The organism is Enterobacter cloacae complex sp. 370H10 (genome assembly GCF_050031535.1).
Taxonomy (GTDB): domain Bacteria; phylum Pseudomonadota; class Gammaproteobacteria; order Enterobacterales; family Enterobacteriaceae; genus Enterobacter; species Enterobacter intestinihominis.
Genome location: NZ_JBLGWG010000001.1, coordinates 1,777,496 through 1,800,103, shown reverse-complemented (window position 1 = coordinate 1,800,103; position 22,608 = coordinate 1,777,496). Strand labels below are relative to the sequence as shown.

General features: G+C 54.1%; 23 protein-coding genes and 2 tRNA genes. 16 read left to right on the top strand and 9 right to left on the bottom strand.

Annotated elements, in window-relative coordinates; genetic code table 11:
* Positions 1-54: 54 nt before the first annotated feature.
* On the top strand, positions 55-1,056 hold the full coding sequence (locus tag ACQG2Q_RS08765) for a magnesium transporter (protein ID WP_003858115.1): 1,002 nt from the start codon (positions 55-57) through the stop codon (positions 1,054-1,056).
* Between the two features lie 42 nt (positions 1,057-1,098).
* Here the strand turns inward: ACQG2Q_RS08765 and ACQG2Q_RS08760 are convergent.
* Positions 1,099-1,186 (bottom strand) — tRNA-Ser (locus ACQG2Q_RS08760).
* A 277-nt stretch (positions 1,187-1,463) separates the two neighbouring features.
* Here ACQG2Q_RS08760 and ACQG2Q_RS08755 point away from each other — a divergent pair.
* Both ACQG2Q_RS08755 and ACQG2Q_RS08750 read left to right on the top strand, forming a co-directional pair.
* Positions 1,464-2,315: a hypothetical protein gene (locus ACQG2Q_RS08755; protein ID WP_080470149.1), complete on the top strand. Its 852-nt coding sequence runs from the start codon at positions 1,464-1,466 to the stop codon at positions 2,313-2,315.
* A gap of 17 nt (positions 2,316-2,332) precedes the next feature.
* Positions 2,333-2,860, top strand: a complete 528-nt coding sequence (locus ACQG2Q_RS08750) for a helix-turn-helix domain-containing protein (protein WP_023305829.1) — start codon at positions 2,333-2,335, stop codon at positions 2,858-2,860.
* 31 nt (positions 2,861-2,891) lie between these two features.
* Here the strand turns inward: ACQG2Q_RS08750 and ACQG2Q_RS08745 are convergent, their stop codons facing one another.
* Positions 2,892-4,505, bottom strand: coding sequence for a mechanosensitive ion channel family protein (locus ACQG2Q_RS08745; protein WP_063849355.1), 1,614 nt, complete (start codon positions 4,503-4,505; stop codon positions 2,892-2,894).
* A 173-nt stretch (positions 4,506-4,678) separates the two neighbouring features.
* On the opposite strand from ACQG2Q_RS08745, the gene ACQG2Q_RS08740 reads away from it, so the two are divergent.
* Genes ACQG2Q_RS08740 through ACQG2Q_RS08730 form a run of 3 tightly spaced genes read left to right on the top strand, consistent with a single transcriptional unit; the run spans position 4,679 to position 7,547 of the window.
* Positions 4,679-5,686, top strand: coding sequence for an ABC transporter substrate-binding protein (locus ACQG2Q_RS08740; RefSeq protein WP_063849356.1), 1,008 nt, complete (start codon positions 4,679-4,681; stop codon positions 5,684-5,686).
* A complete protein-coding gene (locus ACQG2Q_RS08735) occupies positions 5,683-6,714 on the top strand; it encodes a FecCD family ABC transporter permease (RefSeq protein WP_063849357.1) in 1,032 nt (343 codons plus the stop codon). The genes ACQG2Q_RS08740 and ACQG2Q_RS08735 overlap by 4 nt, the downstream gene beginning before the upstream one ends.
* On the top strand, positions 6,711-7,547 hold the full coding sequence (locus ACQG2Q_RS08730; protein ID WP_227022515.1) for an ABC transporter ATP-binding protein: 837 nt from the start codon (positions 6,711-6,713) through the stop codon (positions 7,545-7,547). The genes ACQG2Q_RS08735 and ACQG2Q_RS08730 overlap by 4 nt, the downstream gene beginning before the upstream one ends.
* On the opposite strand, the gene ACQG2Q_RS08725 is transcribed toward ACQG2Q_RS08730, so the two are convergent.
* A tRNA-Ser gene (locus ACQG2Q_RS08725) sits at positions 7,534-7,621 on the bottom strand. The two genes, ACQG2Q_RS08730 and ACQG2Q_RS08725, sit on opposite strands and share 14 nt — an antisense overlap.
* A 144-nt stretch (positions 7,622-7,765) precedes the next feature.
* Positions 7,766-9,394: an ABC transporter substrate-binding protein gene (locus ACQG2Q_RS08720; protein WP_063152038.1), complete on the bottom strand. Its 1,629-nt coding sequence runs from the start codon at positions 9,392-9,394 to the stop codon at positions 7,766-7,768.
* A 270-nt stretch (positions 9,395-9,664) separates the two neighbouring features.
* On the opposite strand from ACQG2Q_RS08720, the gene yccA reads away from it, so the two are divergent.
* Entirely contained in the window at positions 9,665-10,324 is a 660-nt protein-coding gene (yccA, locus tag ACQG2Q_RS08715; protein ID WP_003858127.1) for an FtsH protease modulator YccA, read from the top strand.
* 88 nt (positions 10,325-10,412) lie between these two features.
* Positions 10,413-10,742 carry a sulfurtransferase TusE gene (gene tusE / locus ACQG2Q_RS08710; RefSeq protein ID WP_003858129.1) on the top strand — a complete coding sequence of 110 codons (330 nt, stop codon included), beginning with the start codon at positions 10,413-10,415 and terminating at the stop codon, positions 10,740-10,742.
* Here the strand turns inward: tusE and yccX are convergent.
* On the bottom strand, positions 10,739-11,020 hold the full coding sequence (yccX, locus tag ACQG2Q_RS08705; protein ID WP_003858131.1) for an acylphosphatase: 282 nt from the start codon (positions 11,018-11,020) through the stop codon (positions 10,739-10,741). The two genes, tusE and yccX, sit on opposite strands and share 4 nt — an antisense overlap.
* A 93-nt stretch (positions 11,021-11,113) precedes the next feature.
* On the opposite strand from yccX, the gene rlmI reads away from it, so the two are divergent.
* A complete protein-coding gene (gene rlmI, locus ACQG2Q_RS08700) occupies positions 11,114-12,304 on the top strand; it encodes a 23S rRNA (cytosine(1962)-C(5))-methyltransferase RlmI (RefSeq protein ID WP_023299749.1) in 1,191 nt (396 codons plus the stop codon).
* 60 nt (positions 12,305-12,364) lie between these two features.
* Positions 12,365-12,682 (top strand): heat shock protein HspQ, encoded by a 318-nt coding sequence (hspQ, locus tag ACQG2Q_RS08695; RefSeq protein WP_003858136.1) that lies wholly within the window; start codon positions 12,365-12,367, stop codon positions 12,680-12,682.
* 32 nt (positions 12,683-12,714) lie between these two features.
* On the opposite strand, the gene ACQG2Q_RS08690 is transcribed toward hspQ, so the two are convergent.
* Complete coding sequence (locus tag ACQG2Q_RS08690; RefSeq protein ID WP_006809337.1) at positions 12,715-13,128, bottom strand: CoA-binding protein; 414 nt, start codon at positions 13,126-13,128, stop codon at positions 12,715-12,717.
* Positions 13,129-13,299: 171 nt separating this feature from the next.
* Between ACQG2Q_RS08690 and csgI the strand changes: the two genes are divergently transcribed.
* Positions 13,300-13,962, top strand: coding sequence for a curli synthesis inhibitor (gene csgI / locus ACQG2Q_RS08685; RefSeq protein ID WP_023305822.1), 663 nt, complete (start codon positions 13,300-13,302; stop codon positions 13,960-13,962).
* Positions 13,963-14,042: 80 nt separating this feature from the next.
* Positions 14,043-14,501 carry a methylglyoxal synthase gene (gene mgsA / locus ACQG2Q_RS08680; protein WP_003858146.1) on the top strand — a complete coding sequence of 153 codons (459 nt, stop codon included), beginning with the start codon at positions 14,043-14,045 and terminating at the stop codon, positions 14,499-14,501.
* Positions 14,502-14,554: 53 nt separating this feature from the next.
* On the opposite strand, the gene helD is transcribed toward mgsA, so the two are convergent.
* Positions 14,555-16,609 carry a DNA helicase IV gene (gene helD, locus ACQG2Q_RS08675; protein ID WP_063849358.1) on the bottom strand — a complete coding sequence of 685 codons (2,055 nt, stop codon included), beginning with the start codon at positions 16,607-16,609 and terminating at the stop codon, positions 14,555-14,557.
* 122 nt (positions 16,610-16,731) lie between these two features.
* On the opposite strand from helD, the gene ACQG2Q_RS08670 reads away from it, so the two are divergent.
* On the top strand, positions 16,732-17,178 hold the full coding sequence (locus tag ACQG2Q_RS08670) for a YccF domain-containing protein (RefSeq protein ID WP_032624518.1): 447 nt from the start codon (positions 16,732-16,734) through the stop codon (positions 17,176-17,178).
* 18 nt (positions 17,179-17,196) lie between these two features.
* Positions 17,197-19,359 (top strand): YccS family putative transporter, encoded by a 2,163-nt coding sequence (gene yccS, locus ACQG2Q_RS08665; protein ID WP_096216997.1) that lies wholly within the window; start codon positions 17,197-17,199, stop codon positions 19,357-19,359.
* Here the strand turns inward: yccS and ACQG2Q_RS08660 are convergent.
* Complete coding sequence (locus ACQG2Q_RS08660; protein ID WP_023299743.1) at positions 19,316-19,942, bottom strand: TfoX/Sxy family DNA transformation protein; 627 nt, start codon at positions 19,940-19,942, stop codon at positions 19,316-19,318. The genes yccS and ACQG2Q_RS08660 overlap by 44 nt on opposite strands.
* Positions 19,943-20,159: 217 nt before the next feature.
* Here ACQG2Q_RS08660 and sulA point away from each other — a divergent pair, with 217 nt between their 5' ends.
* A complete protein-coding gene (gene sulA, locus ACQG2Q_RS08655; protein ID WP_032610196.1) occupies positions 20,160-20,669 on the top strand; it encodes an SOS-induced cell division inhibitor SulA in 510 nt (169 codons plus the stop codon).
* 356 nt (positions 20,670-21,025) lie between these two features.
* Entirely contained in the window at positions 21,026-22,078 is a 1,053-nt protein-coding gene (gene ompA / locus ACQG2Q_RS08650) for a porin OmpA (RefSeq protein WP_017694761.1), read from the top strand.
* Between the two features lie 65 nt (positions 22,079-22,143).
* Here ompA and matP read toward each other — a convergent pair whose 3' ends face one another.
* A complete protein-coding gene (gene matP, locus ACQG2Q_RS08645; protein WP_006809347.1) occupies positions 22,144-22,596 on the bottom strand; it encodes a macrodomain Ter protein MatP in 453 nt (150 codons plus the stop codon).
* Between the last annotated feature and the right edge of the window lie 12 nt (positions 22,597-22,608).

Genomic DNA, 22,608 nt, shown 5'->3' with positions numbered 1-22,608 from the left:
CATGCCCTGTCTTGCTCGCCCCTGAGAGATTTTATTATTCAAAGGGAAGTTACAATGTCTTACGCTATTCACAACCAAAATCTGGCTTTTAACGACAGCGCCATCGCGCAATATATGAATACCGATTTTATCGTTATTGATATTTCATTATGCGTGGCTCTGGCACGCGAGCAGTTCTTTGAAAAATTAAAAGATGATGATATTCCGTCACATATTTTTATCGAAGACAACGGTCGCCTCGCGGGTTTGATTGCCGTACGTAAATTATTGCAGGCCACGGATACCGTACAGCCCGTTAAAGGTCTGATGATATCGGATTTTATCCAGCTTAAACCGGAAGATGAGCGGGCTGATGTCGCCGGGTTGCTGGCGCACGCAGGTGCGGATGTCGTACCGGTGGTGACCCACGGCAAGCTGGTGGGCTGCCTTACCGAGCGTGAAATCGCCCATCTGCTGGAAGATGACGTTACTGAAGATGCCCAGCTTCAGGGGGCAACGCTGCCGCTGGAGAAGCCCTATCTGGAAACCAGCGCCTTTAGCCTGTGGAAGAAACGCTCCGTCTGGCTGCTGCTGCTGTTTGTCGCGGAAGCGTATACCAGCTCGGTGATCCAGCATTTTGAAGAGGCGCTGGAATCCGCCATTGCGCTGGCGTTCTTTATTCCGCTGCTGATTGGCACCGGCGGAAACAGCGGGACGCAGATTACCTCGACGCTGGTGCGCGCCATGGCGCTGGGTGAAGTCCACCTTCGCGACGTGGGTCGCGTGCTGCGCAAAGAGATGAGCACCTCGTTAATGATTGCCGCCACGCTGGGCCTGGCGGGCTGCGTTCGTGCCTGGATGATGGGCATTGGGATGGAAATCACGCTTATCGTCAGCCTGACGCTTGTCTGCATTACGCTGTGGAGCGCCATTGTCTCATCGGTGATCCCGATGGTATTGAAACGCTGCAAAATCGACCCGGCGGTCGTTTCCGCGCCGTTTATCGCCACGCTGATCGACGGTACCGGGCTCATTATCTACTTCAAAATCGCACAGTATACGCTTGGGCTGGAATAACGAAAAAACCCTGCGATATTGCTATCGCAGGGTTTTCGAATTTGGCGGAAGCGTAGAGATTCGAACTCTAGAACCCTTTCGGGTCGCCGGTTTTCAAGACCGGTGCCTTCAACCGCTCGGCCACGCTTCCAAAGTGAGGCGCACTATAAACATCTCTGAGCATGATGTAAAGCAGGAAATTGCATTACGTTGAGCTTCTTGCCTCATTCCCTTCCGCTCCGATCACTTCTTCGTCATCGGCTGGCTAAAATGTAAACATTTATTTTTACATCACATAAACTTATTAGAATGAAAGTTTGTGATCTAGACTCTTTTTCATACACCGCAGCTTATCCGTGCAACATTGCCACCTCAATATGCCCTTGTAAGACCCTATTCACGCAGGTCACTGCGATAAGAGATTTTCCATGAAATTATTCGATACCGATAACTACAGACTTATTCTCTGGCGTAAATTTCTGCCGTGGATGATCCAGAACGGTGCGCAAAAAAACAACCCGCATGACTATTTTCTGGTGTACTTAAAAGATGTCGACAATACGCGTTATATTCTGAAGAAGCACGAAAGCAGCAACGTTGTGCTCTGCCCGATGCATAAAAGCGAAGATGTCAGTATGAGCGTGGAAGATATCAGCGAAATGCAGGCTGAAATCATTCACTATAAGCGCAATGGGTTTCAGGCTTACAAAGGCATTATCCCGTTTGCCTTTGACCATTATACGAAAATCATCACCTTAAAAACGGCCCTTGCTCGTCTGAAAGGGCGCTGTATTTCTGGCCTGAAATCTGATTCAGAAACCATCAGCCGGGACCGTTACAACTTGCTCAGGCTGCTGGTGACCGACTACGTCAACCAGCGCCCTTCGCGCGTTTCGTCTGGTTTCACCCAGCGGGAAGTGATCGCCATGCTTTACGGCACACTTTGGTATAAACATATCAAAAATGAGTCGTTTAGCAGAAAAATCGCGCTCTTACTTGAGTCGCTCGTGATCACGGGCGATCTCAGCGAAGAGGGTAAGGTGTACTACGTGCAGGGCCAGGCTATTACCACCATGGTCGAGTATGAAAAAGAGGACCAGCGGGTAACGCATCAGCAAAAAATGCAGAAAAAAATTACGCGTTTTATGTTTGCGATAACGCTATCTACGCTGCTGATTATTCTGGTTCTGCTGTCGATGGCCGGGGTCGTCGACCTCGCCGCTGTATGGCAGAAAATACTACAGATTAAGCCTCTTAGATTTTTAATGAATTTTATCTAAAACCCTGCCTATTAATTATGAATTTTATTTTTATCAGCGATAACTATTACCTTTGCCACGGTGTCTCAAGCTCACTGACATCTACCCATTTGATTCGCGATGAGGAGGATATTCACCATCTTTATGAGGTCGATCCCGAGCTGGATTTTATCATTGCGATTGAACAGGATAAGTTACGCAATAAAACCATTCAGCAGGTCAAAAAAGTCAAGCGTGATTACATAGTCCTGATGCATGAGATAGAAGCCAACAGCGCGGTGAGAATTGATAATATTATCTATTCGTCGATGCATTTTACTGCTCACCCTTTTCAGCAGCTGATGCGTTTTTATCGGGCGCTCAGGACACACTCCTTTACCCGACGCGAATATGACGTGCTAAAGCTTTTCCATATGGAAAATCATGAAATCGCGAAAAAGCTGCAACTGTCACAAAAAACGACCAGCACCTACCGCGTGAGGATCCTCGAGAAATTGAATATGCGTTCAAAAAACATTCTGGCGATGACCCGTATAAAATCGGCGATTGTCGATCAGAAACTGTGATCTTTTGGCTTACCTTGGGAAAACCGGGGCCTCAGGTTTCGCCCTGAGGGGGTTTGGCGGGCGCGGTATACCAGTTCTCTTTGGCAACCATTACGCTGCCCTCTGGCTGCATAACAAAATTCGGAGACATGATCTGCACGTTAAATTCGTTAAATACATCCTGTATCTGGCTATGCAGCTCATTGCGGGCAACCGCGAGGGACTGGTCGGGCAGCAGACGAACCTGCAACTCGTAGGCGATATACCAGTCCATCAACCCTAACTGGCGCACCAGCGGCGGCTCGGAAAGATCAATCCCTTTTGCCCGTTTCGCGGCCAGCTCCAGCATGGCATGCACCTGACGCCATGGGGTGTCATAACCGATAGTGACGCTGACCGTCAGATTGAGGCTGCCATCAGGCTGTAGCGCGCTAAGGTTGGTGATCTTACCGCTCACCACCACCGCATTGGGCACGGTAACGACATAATTTTCCCGGGTAATAATTTTGGTCGCCAGCATGCCTATTTCACTGACCTTACCTTCGTTATCCGCCACCCGAATGACATCGCCTTTACGCAGTGCGCGGGAGTAAATCAGGACCAGACCGCTCATGGCATGGTTCATCACCCCTGCCGAACCCAGCGTTAACATCAGGCCGAAGAAGACGCTAATACCTTTAAACGCCAGTGAGTTTGCGCCGGGGAGAAACGGCCAGGCAGCGGAGAGAGCAAATAGCCAGACGGCGACGGAAATGAGCTTACGGGTTGCCCCCACGGTTTCCGGATGTACGCCGGGAAGTTGCAGACGACCAGCCTCCACCTGATTCAGCACCATCCTCAGCAGCTTCAGAATAAAAGCGGTAATGAGGAAAATGATCAGAACAATCGTCAGCCCCGGCAAAGCCGAGACAATCGCCAGGGCAATTTGCTGCACCACGCGAAGCGACCAGTCTCCCAGCGACGTGCCCCACACCCGCGTCCACGGAAACAGACTAAATGCCCAGCTCAGCCAGACGTAAAAGCCAATCAAACCCAGCAGGAACATCAGCAAGGCGTAAAGCCGAATCTCAATGGCGCCAATGTACCGCCGCCAGCTTTGCGGCACCCGGCTGCGATTCTCCACAATACGCAGACGGTAGACGCGTCGAAACCAGCGCCAGGATCGCCAGGCGCCATAGCAGAGCAGCAAAAGCGCCAGCAGGCCAGCGGCAGCTTTTACCGTCGACAGCGCCAGCCAGCCGGTATCGTATTGATCGCGCAGCGCCATTCTCTGCGCTTCCATGCGCGCCAGCACGTGCTGCGCGGCCTGATCGAGGGTGAGATCGTCCCCTTCGTCCAAATCCCCTTCCGTCAGCAGCATCACGGGCTTACCGTTCATCACGATCAGCCGCCCCTGCTGGTTATAGCGGGTCACGGGGACGATAGTGAGCGGCTCACGCACGTCCGCCTCGGTAAAATTGCGCAGGGTGTTGCGGATGCGTAAAACGCGCTCCTCCGGCGTGGTCAGGCCAAATTTCGCCTGAAGCATGACGATCGGCTGATGAAAGATATAGACCGTCCGGGCGCGCTCCTGCTCAGAAGGCGCCTGGCGGGGCTCAGCGGCATACGATGAGAAGGCGCTCAGGGAGGCAAAACAGAACGCAAACGCGAGCAGGATCTTTTTCATCCTCACTACCCCAGATCAGAAATCTTGTTGTTTTTCAGGCAACCCGCGAATGCCAGGTGGGTATGTTGAGAATAGTCCAGCCTTTCGTTTCTGCAACAAGCGACGGTGAGCGTGTTGCTCTCAATCACAATATATGTATTATGTTATAACATAACAATTTGGGATTATGTTCTATGTTACTTAAAAAAGGGTTATTTCTGGCTTTATTGCTCTCCACGGCGCCTGCCGCTTTCTCAGCAACCTCCTGGCCCCTCACGATTGAAAATTGCGGCGTAAAGCAGACCTTTGCGCAGGCTCCTCAGCGCGTCGTGACCGTGGGACAGCATGAAACAGAATTACTGCTCGCACTGGGGCTGGAGAAAAAGATCGCCGCAACGTCGGTCTGGTTCGGCAAGCTCCCGGATCCGCTGGCAGATGCCGGGAAAAATATCCCCCGGCTTGCAGATAATTCCCCCTCCTTTGAAGCCGTGGTGGGACAGAAACCTGAGCTCGTTCTCGCGCAGTATCACTGGCACATTGGTCCGCAGGGAGAAGTGGGAAACCGTGAGCAGTTTGCCTCGCTGGGGATTAATACGTGGATCTCTCCTGCCGACTGCACGGATAAAGCGGTGACGGAAAAGTCAAACGCAGACGGAGCACGCAGCGCGCCGTTTTCGCTGGCCGAAATCACACGGGAAGTGACAGAGCTGGCGACGATATTTGATGTTTCCGCGCGAGGTGAGCAGCTTAATCATACGCTGACGGAACGTATCAAAAAGGCCCAGGCGCGCGTCTCAGCGAAACCGCTTCGCGTCGTATTCTGGTTCTCAAGTAGCCGTCTGAATGGCGATCCCTGGGTGGCGGGGAATTACGGCGCGCCTGGCTGGATCAGCCGCACTCTGGGGTTGAAGAACATTATTGACTCTCATGACGAATGGCCGGCTGTAACCTGGGAACATATTGCCCAGTCGCAGCCGGACGTGATTGTTATCGCCGGGATGTCCCGCAGGCTTTACCCTGCCGATGACGTTGAGGTAAAAAAAGCATTCTTGCGTAATGACCCGGTGACGAAGAACATGCCTGCGGTCAGGAACAACCACATTATTGTGGTGCCGGCGATGTCGTTAAACCCTTCATTACGTAACGTCGATGCGGTTGAGCTTATCAGCGAGCGGCTGGCTTCTTTCCGGGATGAACAATGAGTCATTTCGCTTTTGACCGCCGCCAGCAAGGTTTACTGGCAGCAGGCGTCATGGCGCTGCCGCTAATGCTGGTTTTTGCCGCCAGTATCGGTGATATGCCGGTGTCGTATGCCAGTACCGGGAAAGCGATCCTCAACGGACTGGGTTTGACCTCTTATGCGTTGCCACAAACGGAGGAGGGTATCGTCTGGCAATATCGCATGAGCCGGGCAGTGATGGCCGCGTGCAGCGGCGGTGGCCTGGCGCTGTGCGGGCTGGTGTTACAGTCGATCCTGCGTAACCCTCTGGCTGAGCCTTATCTGTTGGGGATTTCCGCGGGCGCCTCGCTGGGGGCCGTCTGCGTGATGCTTCTCGGCATGGGGGGAAGCGTGATTGGCGTGAGCAGCGGTGCGTTTGTCGGCTCCTGCGCCGCCTTTGCGCTCATCATGGTGATTACAAACGGGATGAGTGAAAGCCCGTCGCGCATTTTGCTGGCCGGTATTGCGGGCACCCAGCTCTTCAACGCCATGACCGCGTACGTCGTCAGCACGTCCGCCAATGCCGAGCAGTCCCGTAGCGTCATGTTCTGGCTGATGGGGAGTCTGAGCGGCGTGCGCTGGCCTGACGCGCTGCTGGCGCTGGCCGTTACGCTTGCGGGTTTACTGGTGGTATTGCTCTTTTCCCGGGCGCTGGACACCTTCACCTTCGGGGATGAGGTCTCCACCACGCTGGGGATCCCGGTTACCGCCGTGCGTATTGTCTTATTGCTGACCTGTGCCGTTGTCACCGCCACGTTGGTGAGCACCACAGGCGCAGTGGGTTTTGTCGGGCTGGTCATTCCCCATGTGACGCGCATGCTATGCGGGCCGGGCCATCGCCGCTCGATCCCGCTGACGTTTCTCATCGGCGCCCACTTTATGATCCTTGCCGATATCGTCTCACGCACGCTGATCGTGCACCAGGTTCTGCCCATCGGGGTGGTGACTGCGCTGGTGGGCGCCCCCGTCTTTGTGGCGTTGCTTTATCAAAATCGAAAGGAGCATCCATGAATATTACAGTGGCCGGGTTAACCGTAACCCGACAGGCGCAGACGGTGCTTAAGGATATCGATCTCGACCTGCCATCCGGGCAGATTGTCGGCCTGTTAGGGCCAAACGGCTCAGGCAAGTCGACGCTGCTGCGCTGCCTCGCCGGGCTGTTTCCACGACACAGCGAACGTGTTGCGCTTAATGGCACAACGCTTGGCTTGATGCCGCTGAAAATACGGGCGCAGCACATGGCGTTTGTCCCGCAACATGCTGAGGTCGACGGGGAACTGACCGTTGAGGATATTGTCAGGCTGGGGCGTACGCCCTACCGGAAAACATTCCAGAGAACCACGCGCGACGATGAGGCTGCGGTTGAACAGGCGATTGGCCTGATGCAGTTATGCAGCTTACGCCAGCGGCGATGGCACTCTTTGTCTGGCGGAGAGCGCCAGCGAAGCCAGATAGCCCGCGCGCTGGCCCAGCAGCCGCAGGTGCTGTTGCTCGATGAACCGACAAACCACCTGGACATTCAGCACCAGCTGGAGCTGATGCGGCTCGTTTCACAGCTGCCGCTTACGGTGGTGGTTGCACTGCACGATCTCAATCTTGCGGCCAATTATTGCCAGCGTCTGATCCTCCTGAAAGCCGGGCAGATCGCAGCCACGGGTGCGCCCGAAGCGGTGCTGACGCCCTCGAACATCGCGGATACCTGGTGCGTAAAAGCTCAGGTCTGTAAGGCCGACGCCGGGATCACGATAAGCTATAACATGGGTAACATGGCGGAGAGCCAGAACAAAAGCAAAAACCCCTGCGATATTGCTATCGCAGGGGTTTTGAATTTGGCGGAAGCGTAGAGATTCGAACTCTAGAACCCTTTCGGGTCGCCGGTTTTCAAGACCGGTGCCTTCAACCGCTCGGCCACGCTTCCTAAGTGAGGCGAACTATAAACACCTCACCGCGCGCTGTAAAGGGTGCGCGCATTCGTTCGCTTTAAAAATAGCCAAAATGCGTTTAATCGGTTGAATAGACAACAGATTGGCCGTTTTACCAGCATAATATCCACCGCGGATCGTTAGTGCTTTTTGATGTACATATCTTTGGTGTAGTAGTAGCCAAGCTTATCCGGCGTGAAGCCCCCTACCCACGGTTTCACCAGGTGCGTGCGCACGTAGTGATAGACAGGGATCGCCGGCACATCGCGCCCCAGCAGATCTTCTGCCTGCTGGTAGAACTTTCCGCGCTCCTCCGCCGTTTTCGCCTTCGCCGCATTCACCAGAGCCAGATCGTATTCCGGATTGCTGTACTGAGTGGTGTTTTGGCTGTCACCGGTACGGAAGTTATTCAGGAAGGTTGCGGCGTCATCGTAATCAGCAATCCAGGCGTAGCGCACCGCGTCAAAGTTATGGGTGTGCATGGTATCAAGCATGGTTTTCCACTCCTGGTTTTGCAGCTTCGCCTCTACGCCGAGGTTCTTCTTCCACATCGAGCTGGCGGCAATCGCAATACGCTGGTGCGATTCCGAGGTGTTATAAAGGAGATTAAAGCTGAGCGGATGGCTGTCGTTAAATCCGGCTTCGGCCAGCAGTTTTTTCGCCTCGGCAATGCGTTTATCCATCGGCCAGCTGGCGTAATCAGGGTTCTGTAACTTGACGCCGCCAATATCCGGCTGGCTGATGAGCCATGCCGGGCGTTGCCCCTGCCCTAAAACTTTCCCGGCGATAATATCTTTATCCAGCGCCAGATTCAGCGCCTTACGCACGCGGGCGTCGCTGAACGGCGGCCGGGTGGTGTTGAATTCGTAATAATAGGTGGCAAGCTGCGGCGATACATCCAGCTCGCTCCCCAGCGTTTTCTTCAGCTGAGCAAACTGGTTGATCGGCACCGTGTAGGCGATGTCGATTTCGCCCGCTTTGTAACGGTTGACATCAGCGGCTTCAGAGGAAATGGGCAGATAGGTCACCTTGTTGATGACAGTATGTGCGTTATCCCAGTATTTCGGGTTTCGCACCGCCACAATGCGTTCGTTCACCACCCACTGTGACAGTTTATAGGCCCCGCTGCTGACGAAGTGCTCCGGTTTGGTCCATTTATCACCGAAACGACCTACCAGGACTTTATCTATCGGCACCAGAGACGGGTGAGCCAGCATCGCCAGGAAAGCAGCATTTGGCTGGGTGAGCGTAACTTCCAGCGTGGTGTCATTGATGGCTTTCACGCCCAGCGACTCGGGTGCTTTTTTGCCTTCTGCGATATCAGTGCCGTTGACGATACGCATACTGCCGGGATAGCTGGCATACGGAGAGACGGTTTTCGGGTCGACCAGTCGCTGCCAGCTCCAGACGACATCTTCCGCGGTGATGGGGGTGCCATCGCTCCAGGTTATGCCCGGGCGCAGATGGAAAGTCCAGACGGTGTTATCTTTATTTTCCCATTTCTCCGCCAGGCGCGGCTGAATTTCACCTGCCGGAGAGACGCTGACCAGCCCGTCGAATAAATCGCTGATAATATTGAATTCGACATCGCTTTCGACTTTATGCGGGTCGAGCGAGGCGGGTTCACTGCCGTTGTTCCTGACCAGTTCCTGCTTATCTGCCAGCTGGGTTCCTGCTGGCACGTTAGCCGCCCAGGTTGCCGTGCTGGCGCACAGGACCCCTGCGGTTAACAAAGAGAGCGTAAAGTGCATGCGTGTTTGTGGTTTCATTTCCTTCGCCTTATTGTCTGTTTTTATGACGATCCGGAAATAACTCTTAGCGGCCTTAGGGAAATAACGCAATATTTTTCAGTGACCTATAAGAGGTTGATCTGAATACGCCTTGCATACCGCACTTCATTCTGAGTACAAAGGCTTTACCAGAATAAAAAACCAGCATAATCCCTAAGGGGCTGAGTAAAGATGGGTAAAACCACTTTGCGTCTGCCGCGCCGTTTCCTATTCTTTGCGCTAATTACATCTGTCATAAGAGAGTGACTCATGGATCGTATAATTACTTCTTCACGCGACCGCACATCGCTACTCAGCACCCATAAGGTGCTGCGCAATACCTATTTCATGCTCAGCCTGACGCTGGCGTTTTCGGCGATCACCGCGACGGCCAGCACCGTACTGATGCTGCCTTCTCCGGGCCTGATCCTGACGCTGGTGGGTATGTATGGTCTGATGTTCCTGACCTATAAAACCGCGGATAAACCGGTGGGTATTCTCTCCGCTTTCGCCTTCACCGGCTTCCTGGGCTACATCCTGGGGCCAATCCTGAACGCCTATCTGTCTGCCGGAATGGGCGACGTGATTGGTATGGCGCTGGGCGGTACCGCGCTGGTGTTCTTCTGCTGCTCGGCCTACGTGCTGACCACCCGTAAGGACATGTCCTTCCTCGGCGGTATGCTGATGGCGGGTATCGTGATTGTGCTGGTCGGTATGCTGGCGAACATCTTCCTGCAACTGCCTGCTCTGCATCTGGCAATCAGCGCGGTGTTTATCCTGATTTCATCCGGCGCAATCCTGTATGAAACCAGCAACATCATTCACGGCGGTGAGACGAACTATATCCGCGCCACCGTGAGCCTGTATGTGTCGCTGTACAATATTTTTGTCAGCCTGCTGAGTATCCTGGGCTTCGCCAGCCGCGATTAACTCACCGTGCTGTGAACAAAGCCCCGCTTATGCGGGGCTTTGTTTTTTTGGTAGACTGAGGCGGTTTTTGACTAACGCGTGAATGAATATGTTGAGTTTTGAAGGCAAAGAGATCGAAACCGATAACGATGGTTATCTGAAAGAGAGCAGCCAGTGGAGCGAAGCGCTGGCGGAGAAAATTGCGGAAAACGAAGGAATTACCCTCTCCCCGGAACACTGGGAAGTGGTGCGCTTTGTGCGCGAATTCTACCTCGAATTCAACACCTCTCCGGCTATCCGCATGCTGGTCAAAGCCATGGCGAATAAATTTGGCGAAGAGAAAGGCAACAGCCGTTATCTGTATCGCCTGTTTCCGAAAGGCCCGGCTAAACAGGCGACAAAAATTGCCGGCCTGCCAAAGCCGGTAAAATGCATTTAATAGCGAATACTGAAGTCAGCGTATTCCCGGCCGGGTTGATGCGGTTCCGTTAGCACCTTATCAACCCGCGCGCTGCGCGGTCCGCCCGCTTTCAGCCACGCCACCAGCTTCTCTACCCGATCCGCCTCACCGCAGGCCACAACCTCCACGCTGCCATCATCCATGTTACGCGCATACCCCGTCAGTCCGAGCTGAAGGGCTTCGCGCTGGGTGCTGTAGCGGAATCCGACGCCCTGTACAAGGCCATGGACCCAGGCAATGGTGCATACATTTGACATCATCCTTCTCCTTATCCGACTGGCGCGTTGCATTTCCTCGCTGAAGTCGGGAAAATGGCGGTCATTTCATTGGAATCGACAGAATAGCAAATTATGAGTGTACGTTTAGTGTTAGCCAAAGGGCGCGAGAAGTCATTACTGCGCCGCCATCCCTGGGTCTTTTCCGGCGCGGTTGCCCGCATGGAAGGTAAAGCCAGCCTCGGTGAAACCATCGATATTGTTGACCATCAGGGGAAATGGTTAGCACGCGGCGCATACTCGCCTGCATCTCAGATCCGCGCGCGCGTCTGGACGTTCGATAAAGAAGAAGCCATCGATATCGACTTCTTTGTCCGTCGTCTGCAACAGGCGCAGCAGTGGCGCGAGTGGCTGGCAAAGCGTGACGGGCTGGACAGCTATCGTCTGATTGCCGGTGAATCCGACGGGCTGCCGGGCGTGACCATTGACCGCTTCGGCAATTTCCTGGTGTTGCAGCTGCTGAGCGCCGGGGCGGAATACCAGCGTGCCGCGCTAATTAGCGCCCTGCAAACCCTGTTCCCGGAATGTGCCATTTACGACCGCAGCGACGTGGCGGTACGTAAAAAAGAGGGCATGGAGCTGACGCAGGGCCCGGTCACCGGCGAACTGCCGCCTGCCCTGCTGCCTATCGAGGAGCACGGCATGAAGCTGCTGGTGGACATCCAGGGCGGCCATAAGACCGGTTATTATCTCGACCAGCGTGACAGCCGTCTGGCAACGCGCCAGTACGTTGCCGATAAGCGCGTGCTGAACTGCTTCTCCTATACCGGCGGCTTTGCGGTCTCTGCCCTGATGGGCGGCTGTGCCCAGGTTGTGAGCGTCGACACCTCACAGGAAGCGCTGGATGTGGCGAAACAGAACGTTGAGCTGAACAAGCTGGATCTGAGCAAAGCGGAGTTTGTGCGCGACGACGTGTTCAAACTGCTGCGTAAATACCGCGACCAGGGCGAGAAATTTGACGTTATCGTGATGGACCCGCCGAAGTTCGTAGAAAATAAAAGCCAGCTGATGGGCGCCTGCCGTGGCTATAAAGACATCAACATGCTGGCGATCCAGCTGCTGAACCCGGGTGGCGTGCTGCTGACGTTCTCCTGCTCTGGCCTGATGACGACAGATTTATTCCAAAAAATCATCGCCGATGCCGCAATAGATGCGGGTCGTGATGTACAATTTATAGAGCAGTTCCGTCAGGCCGCCGATCACCCGGTGATCGCTACCTACCCGGAAGGGCTGTATCTGAAAGGGTTTGCCTGTCGCGTCATGTAACTTGAAAAGAGAAATATTGCCCGCACATAGTGTGTATGTAATGTTTCCCGGGAGGTGACTATGATTGCCAGCAAATTCGGTATCGGCCAGCAGGTCCGCCACACCTTGCTTGGATATTTGGGTGTGGTCGTGGATATCGACCCGGAGTATTCCCTTGATGAACCGTCAGCAGACGATCTGGCCGTTGACGCAGAGCTTCGCGCCGCGCCCTGGTATCATGTGGTTATGGAGGGCGACGATGGTCAGCCTGTCCATACCTATCTTGCCGAAGCGCAGCTGAGTGGTGAACTACAGGATGAGCATCCGGAACAACCCACTATGGACGAGCTTGCTCAGACCATCCGCAAACAGTTACAGGCGCCAAGACTGCGTAACTAAAGGTGTAAAAAAGCCCGTCAAGCGGGCTTTTTTTATTTTGCCAGCCCCAGACGGGGGATGTCGATTGCCGGACAGCGATCCATCACCACCTTCAGCCCGGCATCGCGTGCCAGCACGGCCGCCTGCTCATTAATCACGCCCAGCTGCATCCACAGCGTTTTCGCGCCAATGGCGATCGCTTCCTGCGCCACGCCCCAGGCCGCCTCTGAATTACGGAAAACGTCCACCATATCCACCTTTTCCGGCACGTCCGCGAGCGTCGCATAGCCCTGCTGACCCAGCAGCGTTTTCCCCGCCACCTTCGGCGAGACCGGGATCACGTGATATCCCTGGTCCAGAAGGTATTTCATGACCCGATAGCTTGGGCGATCCGGTTTATCGCTGGCGCCGACCAGCGCGATAGTGCGCGTGGACGTCAGAATCTCGACAATGTCGTTCTCTTTCATGCTGTTCCTCCTGGTTTTTCTCAAAGTGTACGTCAAAGCGGACATCTCAACCACGCATCCCATACAGAAGTATGAGGGCAAAACGGCAAAATATGTCTATATGTTAGTAAACGTGTTTATCGAAAAATTTTGATACATTCTTACCAGGTAGTTTGTCTACAGGAGTCTGCTATGAAAACCGGCATTGCCTGGGCTGTGGTTGCATTAATCATGCCGGTTTGTGTTTTCGCAACCACCCTCAGACTCTCAACCGACATTGACCTGCTGGTGCTGGACGGAAAAAAAGTCTCCAGCTCCCTGCTGCGGGGCGCAGACAGCATCGAGCTTGATAATGGCCCGCATCAGGTGGTTTTTCGGGTTGAAAAGACGATTCGCCTCGCCGACAACGAACAGCAGGTGTACATTTCGCCTCCGCTGGTGGTCAGCTTTAATACCCAACGCATCAGCCAGGTCAATTTTCGTCTCCCGCACCTTGAGACAGAAAAAGAGTCACTGGCATTTGATGCCTCACCGCGCATTGAGCTGGTGGACGGGGATTCTATGCCCATCCCGGTAAAGCTGGATATCCTGGCGCTGACAAAAAGGCCAAAAGGAACAGATTACGAAGCGGACACGGAGATCTATAACAGAGCCAGCAGGCGCGCCTCCCTGCCCCAGTTCGCCACCATGATGGCGGATGACAGTACCCTGCTTTCGGGCGTATCGGAGCTGGATGTACTCCCTCCTCAGTCGCAGACCCTTACTGAGCAACGCCTCAAATTCTGGTTCCAGAATGCCGATCCGGACACGCGCGCCCGTTTTCTGCAATGGGCGAAACGACAACCTTCGTCGTAAGCCACATTTTTTCGTCCTTTCTCTTGCAGCATCAGTCAGTTCCCGTCATCGTGTAGCGAGGTAACCTCACGGATAAGATTATGGAACTGACAACACGCACACTTCCGGCGCGCAAGCACATTGCTCTGGTTGCGCACGATCACTGTAAACAAATGCTGCTTAACTGGGTTCGTCGCCATCAGCCTCTTTTACAGCATCATGCCCTTTCTGCCACGGGAACAACCGGCAACCTGATCCACCGCGAAACCGGTCTGGAAGTGAATGCCATGCTGAGCGGCCCGATGGGGGGTGACCAGCAGGTCGGCGCTCAGATTTCGGAAGGTAAAATTGACGTTCTGATATTCTTCTGGGATCCGCTGAACGCGGTTCCGCATGATCCGGACGTTAAAGCGCTGCTGCGTCTGGCGACGGTATGGAACATTCCGGTAGCCACCAATCTTTCAACGGCAGATTTCATCATTGAATCGCCGCAGTTTAACGATCCGGTGGAGATTTTGATCCCGGATTATCAGCGTTATCTTGCGGAGAGACTGAAGTAGTTTTTTGCCCGGTGGCGCTGCGCTTACCGGGCCTACAGAATTTGCCCGGCGCGTTACGGCTTTCTCGCCACCGGCACGTCAATACTTTTCAAAATATCGACAAACACCGACGGCTCCTCTTTGTTGAACAAGAGCCACACGCGATGGCGCGCGCGGGTTATCGCCACGTACAGTAAGCGCCGCTCCTCTGCATCCGGGAAATCTTCCGGAACAGGCAATAACGCCTCTTCCATCACGGATTCCCGCGCCGGTGCCGGGAAACCGTCGCTCCCCTCTTTCAGCCCCACCACAATTACGTAGTCGGCCTGCTGCCCTTTACTGGCGTGAATGGTCATAAAATCGAGCTGTAGTTTTGGCCAGCGCGTTGCCGCTTTTTCCAGCGCCGTCGGCTTGAGGTGGTGATAACGCGCCAGGACCAGAATCCGTTCATCCGGTTTCGCATAGCCGCTCAGTTTATCCACCAGCGGTTCCAGCTGATCGTCTGCCAGCAGCGTGACGGCCTTTTTATCCCCCGACGTCAGGCTGTTAAGCGGCTTCGACAGCTGATGTGGGTTCTGCTGAATAAAACGGTTGGCAATTTCACCAATCCGCGAGTTGAAGCGGTAGGTGGTGTCCAGATCGCTGCGATCGCCTTCCCCAAAATAGTGATGGAAGGCCGTCGTGAGGGAAAGTTGCGCCCCGCTGAAGCGGTAGATAGCCTGCCAGTCATCGCCCACGGCAAACAGCGACGTGTGTTTATTCTGCGCCCGCAGCGCCGAAAGCAGCGCAGCGCGCTGCGGCGAAATATCCTGAAACTCATCCACCAGAATGTGTTTCCACGGGCTGACGAAGCGCCCTTTCTCCAGAATGATAATGGCCTGATGGATTAGCCCGGAAAAATCGACCGCGTTTTCGTCTTTCAGCGCGGTTTTCCACGCTTTCAGCATCGGCGCCATCAGTTTAACCCGCTTAGAAAACACGGCGCGGATCGCTTCCGGTGCGCTTTCTATCATCTCCGCCTGAGAGCCGCCGTGCATGCGCATCAGGCTTACCCACCGGTCGAGACGAGAGCCCAGCCGGCGCGCCAGCTTTTCATCCTGCCAGAAGCTGCCCTCCGGCACCTCCCAGTTGAGTTCCTCTTCAAGCCACTGACGCCAACCTTTCGCCTGCGCCTTTTTTTCACTGCACTGCTGACGCCATGCCTTGATAAACAGCGCCTGGCGAGCCTGAGCATCATTCTCCAGCTTGCTGACAACAGGGACTTTTTTGCTGCCCTGTTGAATGATGTGTAAAGCGAGGGAGTGGAACGTGCGCGCCGAGATATCCTGGGTATGCAAACGCGCCTGAATGCGCTCATCCATCTCCTGCGCCGCCTTGCGACCAAAAGCCAGCAGCAAAATCTGGTCGGCAACTGCCTCGCCCGTTGTCAGAAGCCAGCCCGCGCGCGCCACCAGCACCGACGTTTTGCCGCTCCCTGCGCCTGCCAGCACCAGTAAAGAGTGCTCGCCATTCACTACTGCGCGCGCCTGGGCAGGATTGAGAGGCGATGATTCCACCGTACTGAAGAAATCGGCATATTGCGTAAGCATCGCCTCAGTCCAGGCCTGGTTATGCGCCAGACGGCTTTTCTCGATATCGCTAAGCCAGGCCTGACACTTCCGCCACGCATCGCGACAGTTATCAAATTCCTCAAGCCGCGCCACCGGTAAAGGCAATGCCGTCAGCGCCTGGGTGATTTTTTGCTGAAGCCCGGCGGTTTGCTGGCGCGTCAGCCACTTCTGCTGCGTATTGCTTAGCGCGATATCGTCCAGCACCTGATGCAGCACCTGTGCGGCAATCACGCTCATCTCCTGGCTCCACTGGTGCCAGCGCATGTTCAGATGATGGTGGAAGCGTTGGGTTTCCGCCCACTCGGTCCCGTGGAGTCGCACCACTTTCTCTGCCGGCAGAACGAACTCCAGCTCCCCCCATACCAGCCCTCGTTTACAGTGAATGGCCAGTAGCTGATTAAACGGAATAAGGTATTCGTGGCGTTCACCGGAGACTTTCACTCCCGCATTAAGAAGCACAACCTTGTCGTAAGGGTGCTGCGCCAGGCGTTTGCCCATTGAAGTTGCTTTCAGTTCCATATCCTGCCGGATCCACGAGGTCATAATTTGTCAGACAGTTTAACTGCCAGTTTTAAGGTGCTCCAGCCCAAAAAAACGTTACAATTACCGGGCGTTAATCATATCGAAGGAAATGAGGGTTTATGCGTACCGTTCTGAATGTGTTGAATTTTGTCCTTGGCGGTTTTGCCACCACCTTTTCCTGGCTTTTTGCCACCCTGGTGAGCATCGTGCTTATCTTCACCCTTCCGCTGACGCGCTCCTGCTGGGAAATCACCAAACTGTCCCTCGTTCCTTATGGAAATGAAGCCGTGCACGTGGATGAACTGGAGCCGGAAAGAAAAAATGCCCTGATGAATACCGGCGGCACGCTGCTGAATATTTTATGGCTAATCTTCTTTGGCTGGTGGCTGTGTCTGATGCATATCTTCGCCGGTATCGCCCAGTGCATTACGATTATTGGCATTCCGGTTGGCCTCGCAAATTTCAAAATTGCCACCATCGCCCTGTGGCCGGTAGGACGCCGAGTGGTTCCGGTCGAAGTGGCGCAAGCCGCGCGTGAAGCTAATGCCCGTCGTCGTTTTCAGTAATAAGGACTGGCCGCTCTCATGCTAAGCCCCCTGCTTCGTCGCTATACATGGAACAGTAACTGGCTGTATAACGTCAGGATATTTATCGCCCTCTGCGGCACCGTCGCTCTGCCGTGGTGGCTGAATGATGTGAAGCTCACCATCCCCCTCACGCTTGGGGTGGTGGCCGGCGCGCTGGCAGATCTCGACGACCGCCTGGCCGGTCGTTTGCGTAATCTGGTCATCACGCTGGTCTGCTTCTTTATTGCTTCCGCCTCCGTTGAGCTGCTTTTCCCGTGGCCCTGGCTGTTTGCCTTAGGGCTGACGGTGTCCACCAGCGGCTTCATTTTGCTCGGCGGCCTCGGGCAACGCTACGCCACTATCGCGTTTGGCGCCCTGCTGATTGCCATTTACACCATGCTGGGCGTCTCTCTTTACGATCAGTGGTATCAGCAACCGGTCCTGCTGCTATTGGGCGCTATCTGGTATAACCTGCTGACCTTAACCGGGCATCTTATTTTTCCGGTTCGTGCCTTACAGGACAACATTGCCCGCAGTTACGAACGGCTGGCCCACTATCTTGAGCTGAAATCCCGGCTGTTCGATCCGGATATCGAAGAGGACAGCCAGGCGCCCCTGTACGATCTGGCGCTGGCAAATGGCCAACTGGTCGCCACGCTGAATCAGACCAAAGCGTCTCTGCTCACCCGTCTGCGCGGCGATCGCGGTCAGCGCGGTACCCGGCGCACCCTGCACTACTACTTTGTTGCCCAGGATATTCACGAGCGCGCCAGCTCCTCGCATGTACAGTACGCTGACCTGCGCGAGAAATTCCGCTACAGCGACGTGATGTTCCGTTTCCAGCGTCTGCTGTCGATGCAGTCTCAGGCCTGCCAGCAACTTGCGCGCTCAATACTGCTGCGCACGCCCTATCAGCACGATCCTCGCTTTGAACGCGCATTCAGCCACCTGGATGCGGCGCTCGATCGCGTTCAGGCCAGTGGAACTTCGCCGGAACAGTTCAAAGCCCTGGGATTCCTGCTCAACAACCTGAGAGCCATCGATGCTCAGCTCGCCACCATTGAGTCTGAACAGGCGATGGCGATGCCGGGCAATGACGCTGACAACCAGCTTGCCGACGACAGTCTCAACGGTTTCAGCGATATATGGCTGCGCCTGAGCCGTCATTTTACGCCGGAATCCGCCCTCTTTCGCCATGCGGTAAGGATGTCGTTGGTACTGTGCGTCGGCTACGCGTTTATCCAGATAACAGGATTGCACCACGGCTACTGGATCCTGCTGACCAGCCTGTTCGTCTGCCAGCCGAACTATAACGCTACCCGCCATCGACTCGCGCTGCGTATTGTCGGGACATTAGTCGGGGTCGCCATCGGGCTGCCGGTGCTCTATTTTGTGCCCTCAGTAGAAGGGCAACTGATCCTGATTGTGATTACCGGGGTACTGTTCTTCGCCTTCCGCAATGTGCAGTACGCTCACGCCACAATGTTCATCACGCTGCTGGTTCTGCTCTGCTTCAATCTGCTGGGTGAAGGCTTTGAAGTGGCCCTCCCCCGCGTGATCGACACGCTTATCGGCTGCGCCATCGCCTGGGCGGCGGTGAGCTTTATCTGGCCGGACTGGCGTTTCCGAAATATACCGCGCGTGTCCGACAGAGCAATGAACGCCAACTGCCGCTATCTGGACGCTATTCTTGAGCAGTACCATCAAGGTCGCGATAACCGTCTGGCCTATCGGATTGCCCGTCGCGATGCGCATAACACTGACGCAGAGCTGGCTTCCGTTGTCTCGAATATGTCAACTGAGCCGCGCGCCACGGCAGAAATCAGGGAGACAGCCTTCCGCCTGCTGTGTCTGAACCACACGTTCACCAGCTATATCTCTACCCTTGGCGCCCACCGAGAGAAACTGACGAATCCGGGCATCCTGGCACTGCTGGACGATGCCGTTTGCTACGTTGATGATGCGCTTCATCATCAACCTGCGGATGAGCCACGGGTTCACCAGGCACTGGATGAACTGGTGCAACGTATCGCACACCTTGATCCAGGCACCGACAACAAAGCTCCGCTGGTCCTTCAGCAAATTGGCCTGCTTATCGCTTTGCTGCCGGAAATTTGTCGGCTGCGACAGCAGATCGCTACCTGGCGGAATGATGGCCCTGCGACTCAGGCAGCGCATTAAACCACTCCGTAAGCTCCCGGCGAATATCCGCCGGGAGTGCCGCTTCATGTAACCCTTCAATCGCGCCTTCAAGCGCGAACAATACCCGGATACTCAGCGCTTTATTCTTAGAGCGCATTTTCAGCCAGCTCGTCTTCGCCCCCAACTGTCGTAGCGTCTCTTCATTAGTAATGCCCGCCTCCATAAGCAGGACCTCAATCTGAAAGGTCAGGTTCGGCAGATCTTTAAGCCGGTTACGCTGATGGCGCTGGTAGCGCTCTTTCCTGGCGGCATCGAGCGCAAACGAGGAGAGCTGAAGCAGTTTTTCCCTGTTTTGCCACAGACCTTCATCCACACGGTAGTAATTAAGCAGCACAGGACGTCCTCGTTTCATCAGGGTCAGAAAAGAGGACGCGTTTTTTACACAGTATTTTGCACTTTGCTCACAGGCGCGAAGGTAAAGCTCACCGTCAGACACCATCGCGAACACCGCTTCATCCACGGCCAGGGTATAACCGCCAAACAGGGCGCGATGATGAATTTCGCCCAGCGGAGAGAGGTATTCTTGAGATTGATAAATCCGATCATAAGATATCTTTTTCATGATAATTCCATTAAAAATCATACAGTAACCACGATATTTCTTACTAACGGATCCGTTAGCAGGAAAATAGGCAACTTATTGCCGTTGGGCAAGATGATTTTTTCAGGTTCACCAGGAATGGATGAAATTTGCGAGTCGCTTTCCGAAAATGAGGTTGATCTTTATGCATACAGGGGTTACTGTATATCCATACAGTAACTACAGGGCTGGAATGAATATGTACACTTCAGGCTATGCAAATCACTTAACACCTTCTACTTCTGCCGCAGGCAATGCTGCGCAGAATTCTATCGGGCGTGAATCGACAGGGCTTATCAGTGAAGTGGTTTACCGTGAAGACCAGCCGCTGTTGACACAACTCTTACTCCTGCCGCTTTTGCAGCAGCTCGGGCAACAGTCTCGCTGGCAGCTCTGGCTGACGCCACAGCAAAAATTAAGTCGCGAATGGGTTCAGTCGGCTGGGCTGCCGTTAGCGAAGGTGATGCAGATTAATCAACTCTCCCCTTGCGATACGGTCGAGTCGATGGTCCGGGCATTACGTACCGGGAACTATAGCGTCGTGATTGGGTGGTTGCCTGAGGATCTGTCGCAAGAGGAACATTTGCGTCTGACTGAAGCGGCTGAAGAAGGTAACGCGATGGGTTTCATCATGCGGCCAGTTCGTGGAGATTCCTATCGCAGAGGACAACATCCCGGGCTAAAAATTCACTCAAATGTGTACCATTGAGTCATTTTAAGAGTTTTCCTGGAATTTTTTTCGACCGCAGTATGCAAAAAAAGTTCAACGCGCCAAAACTGCGGCAAGGCTTGTCTGACGCGGTTCTCGTTAATTTTACTGCACAAAATTCGTTCAAAAATTGTTAAATATTAGGTATACGGAACTTTTTTTTTCATATGCCTGACGGACTTCACACTTGTAAGTTTTCAGCTACGTTGTAGACTTTACATCGCCAGGGGTGCTCGGCCTAAGCCGAAGATATCGGTAGGTTTATATTTGACCACGCCCCCCGGTGAAGGATTTAACCGTGATTCCTCCGATGGAGATATTCATGGCAAATTTTGGATGATAACGAGGCGCAAAAAATGAAAAAGACAGCTATCGCGATTGCAGTGGCACTGGCTGGCTTCGCTACCGTAGCGCAGGCCGCTCCGAAAGATAATACCTGGTATGCAGGTGGTAAACTGGGCTGGTCTCAGTTCCATGACACCGGTTGGTACAACAGCAGCCTGAACAACGATGGCCCTACTCACGAGAGCCAGCTGGGTGCAGGTGCGTTCGGTGGCTATCAGGTTAACCCGTATGTTGGCTTTGAAATGGGTTACGACTGGTTAGGTCGTATGCCTTACAAAGGCGACAACGTAAATGGCGCTTTCAAAGCTCAAGGCGTACAGCTGACCGCTAAACTGGGTTACCCAGTAACTGACGATCTGGACGTGTACACCCGTCTGGGCGGCATGGTATGGCGTGCAGACTCCAGCAACAGCATCGCTGGTGACGACCACGACACTGGTGTTTCCCCAGTATTCGCTGGTGGCGTTGAGTGGGCAATGACCCGTGACATCGCTACCCGTCTGGAATACCAGTGGGTTAACAACATCGGTGACGGTGCTACCGTTGGCGTTCGTCCAGACAACGGCATGCTGAGCGTTGGTGTTTCTTACCGTTTCGGTCAGCAGGAAGATGCGCCAGTCGTAGCTCCAGCTCCGGCTCCAGCGCCAGAAGTACAGACCAAGCACTTCACTCTGAAGTCTGACGTTCTGTTCAACTTCAACAAAGCTACCCTGAAACCAGAAGGTCAGCAGGCACTGGATCAGCTGTACACCCAGCTGAGCAACCTGGATCCTAAAGACGGTTCTGTAGTGGTTCTGGGCTTCACCGACCGTATCGGTTCTGACGCTTACAACCAGGGTCTGTCTGAGAAACGTGCTCAGTCTGTAGTTGATTACCTGGTATCTAAAGGTATCCCAGCTAACAAGATCTCCCCACGTGGTATGGGCGAATCTAACCCAGTTACCGGTTCTACCTGTGACAACGTGAAACCACGCGCTGCACTGATCGACTGCCTGGCACCAGATCGTCGCGTAGAGATCGAAGTTAAAGGTATCAAAGACGTTGTAACTCAGCCTGCGGCATAAGTTATCGTCTTATAAAAAAACCCCGCCATGCGGGGTTTTTTATTATCTGAAGAAAAGTAAAAAGCTTATTTTTTACCTAACAGTGCCTGTAGATCGTTTTTCAACGTCGACATCTGGCTGGCATACTTCTCTTTGTGCTCGGCATCTTCAATCAGCTGCACCACCGTTTCCGACAGTGTTTTCCCGCGCCGTTGCGCAAGCCCGGCCAGACGCTGCCAGACCATGAATTCCAGGTCGATGGATTTCTTACGGGTGTGCTGATGCTCGGCATTGAAATGCCGTTTACGACGAGCACGGATAGTTTGCTTCATCCGGTTTAACAAGGCCGGATTAATGTGTTTCTCAATCCAGCCGTTGACCTGTACCGGTTCGTTTTCGAGGGTCAGCAACATATCCACAGCTTCTTGTGCCGCGCTGGCTTCGATGTAGCAGGTGATCAGCTCCCCTTCACGGTGCTTTTTGACCAGGTACTTCCATTTCCAGCCGCTTTCGAGGTTTTCCAGTTGTTGATATTTCATTGCGATCTCAGT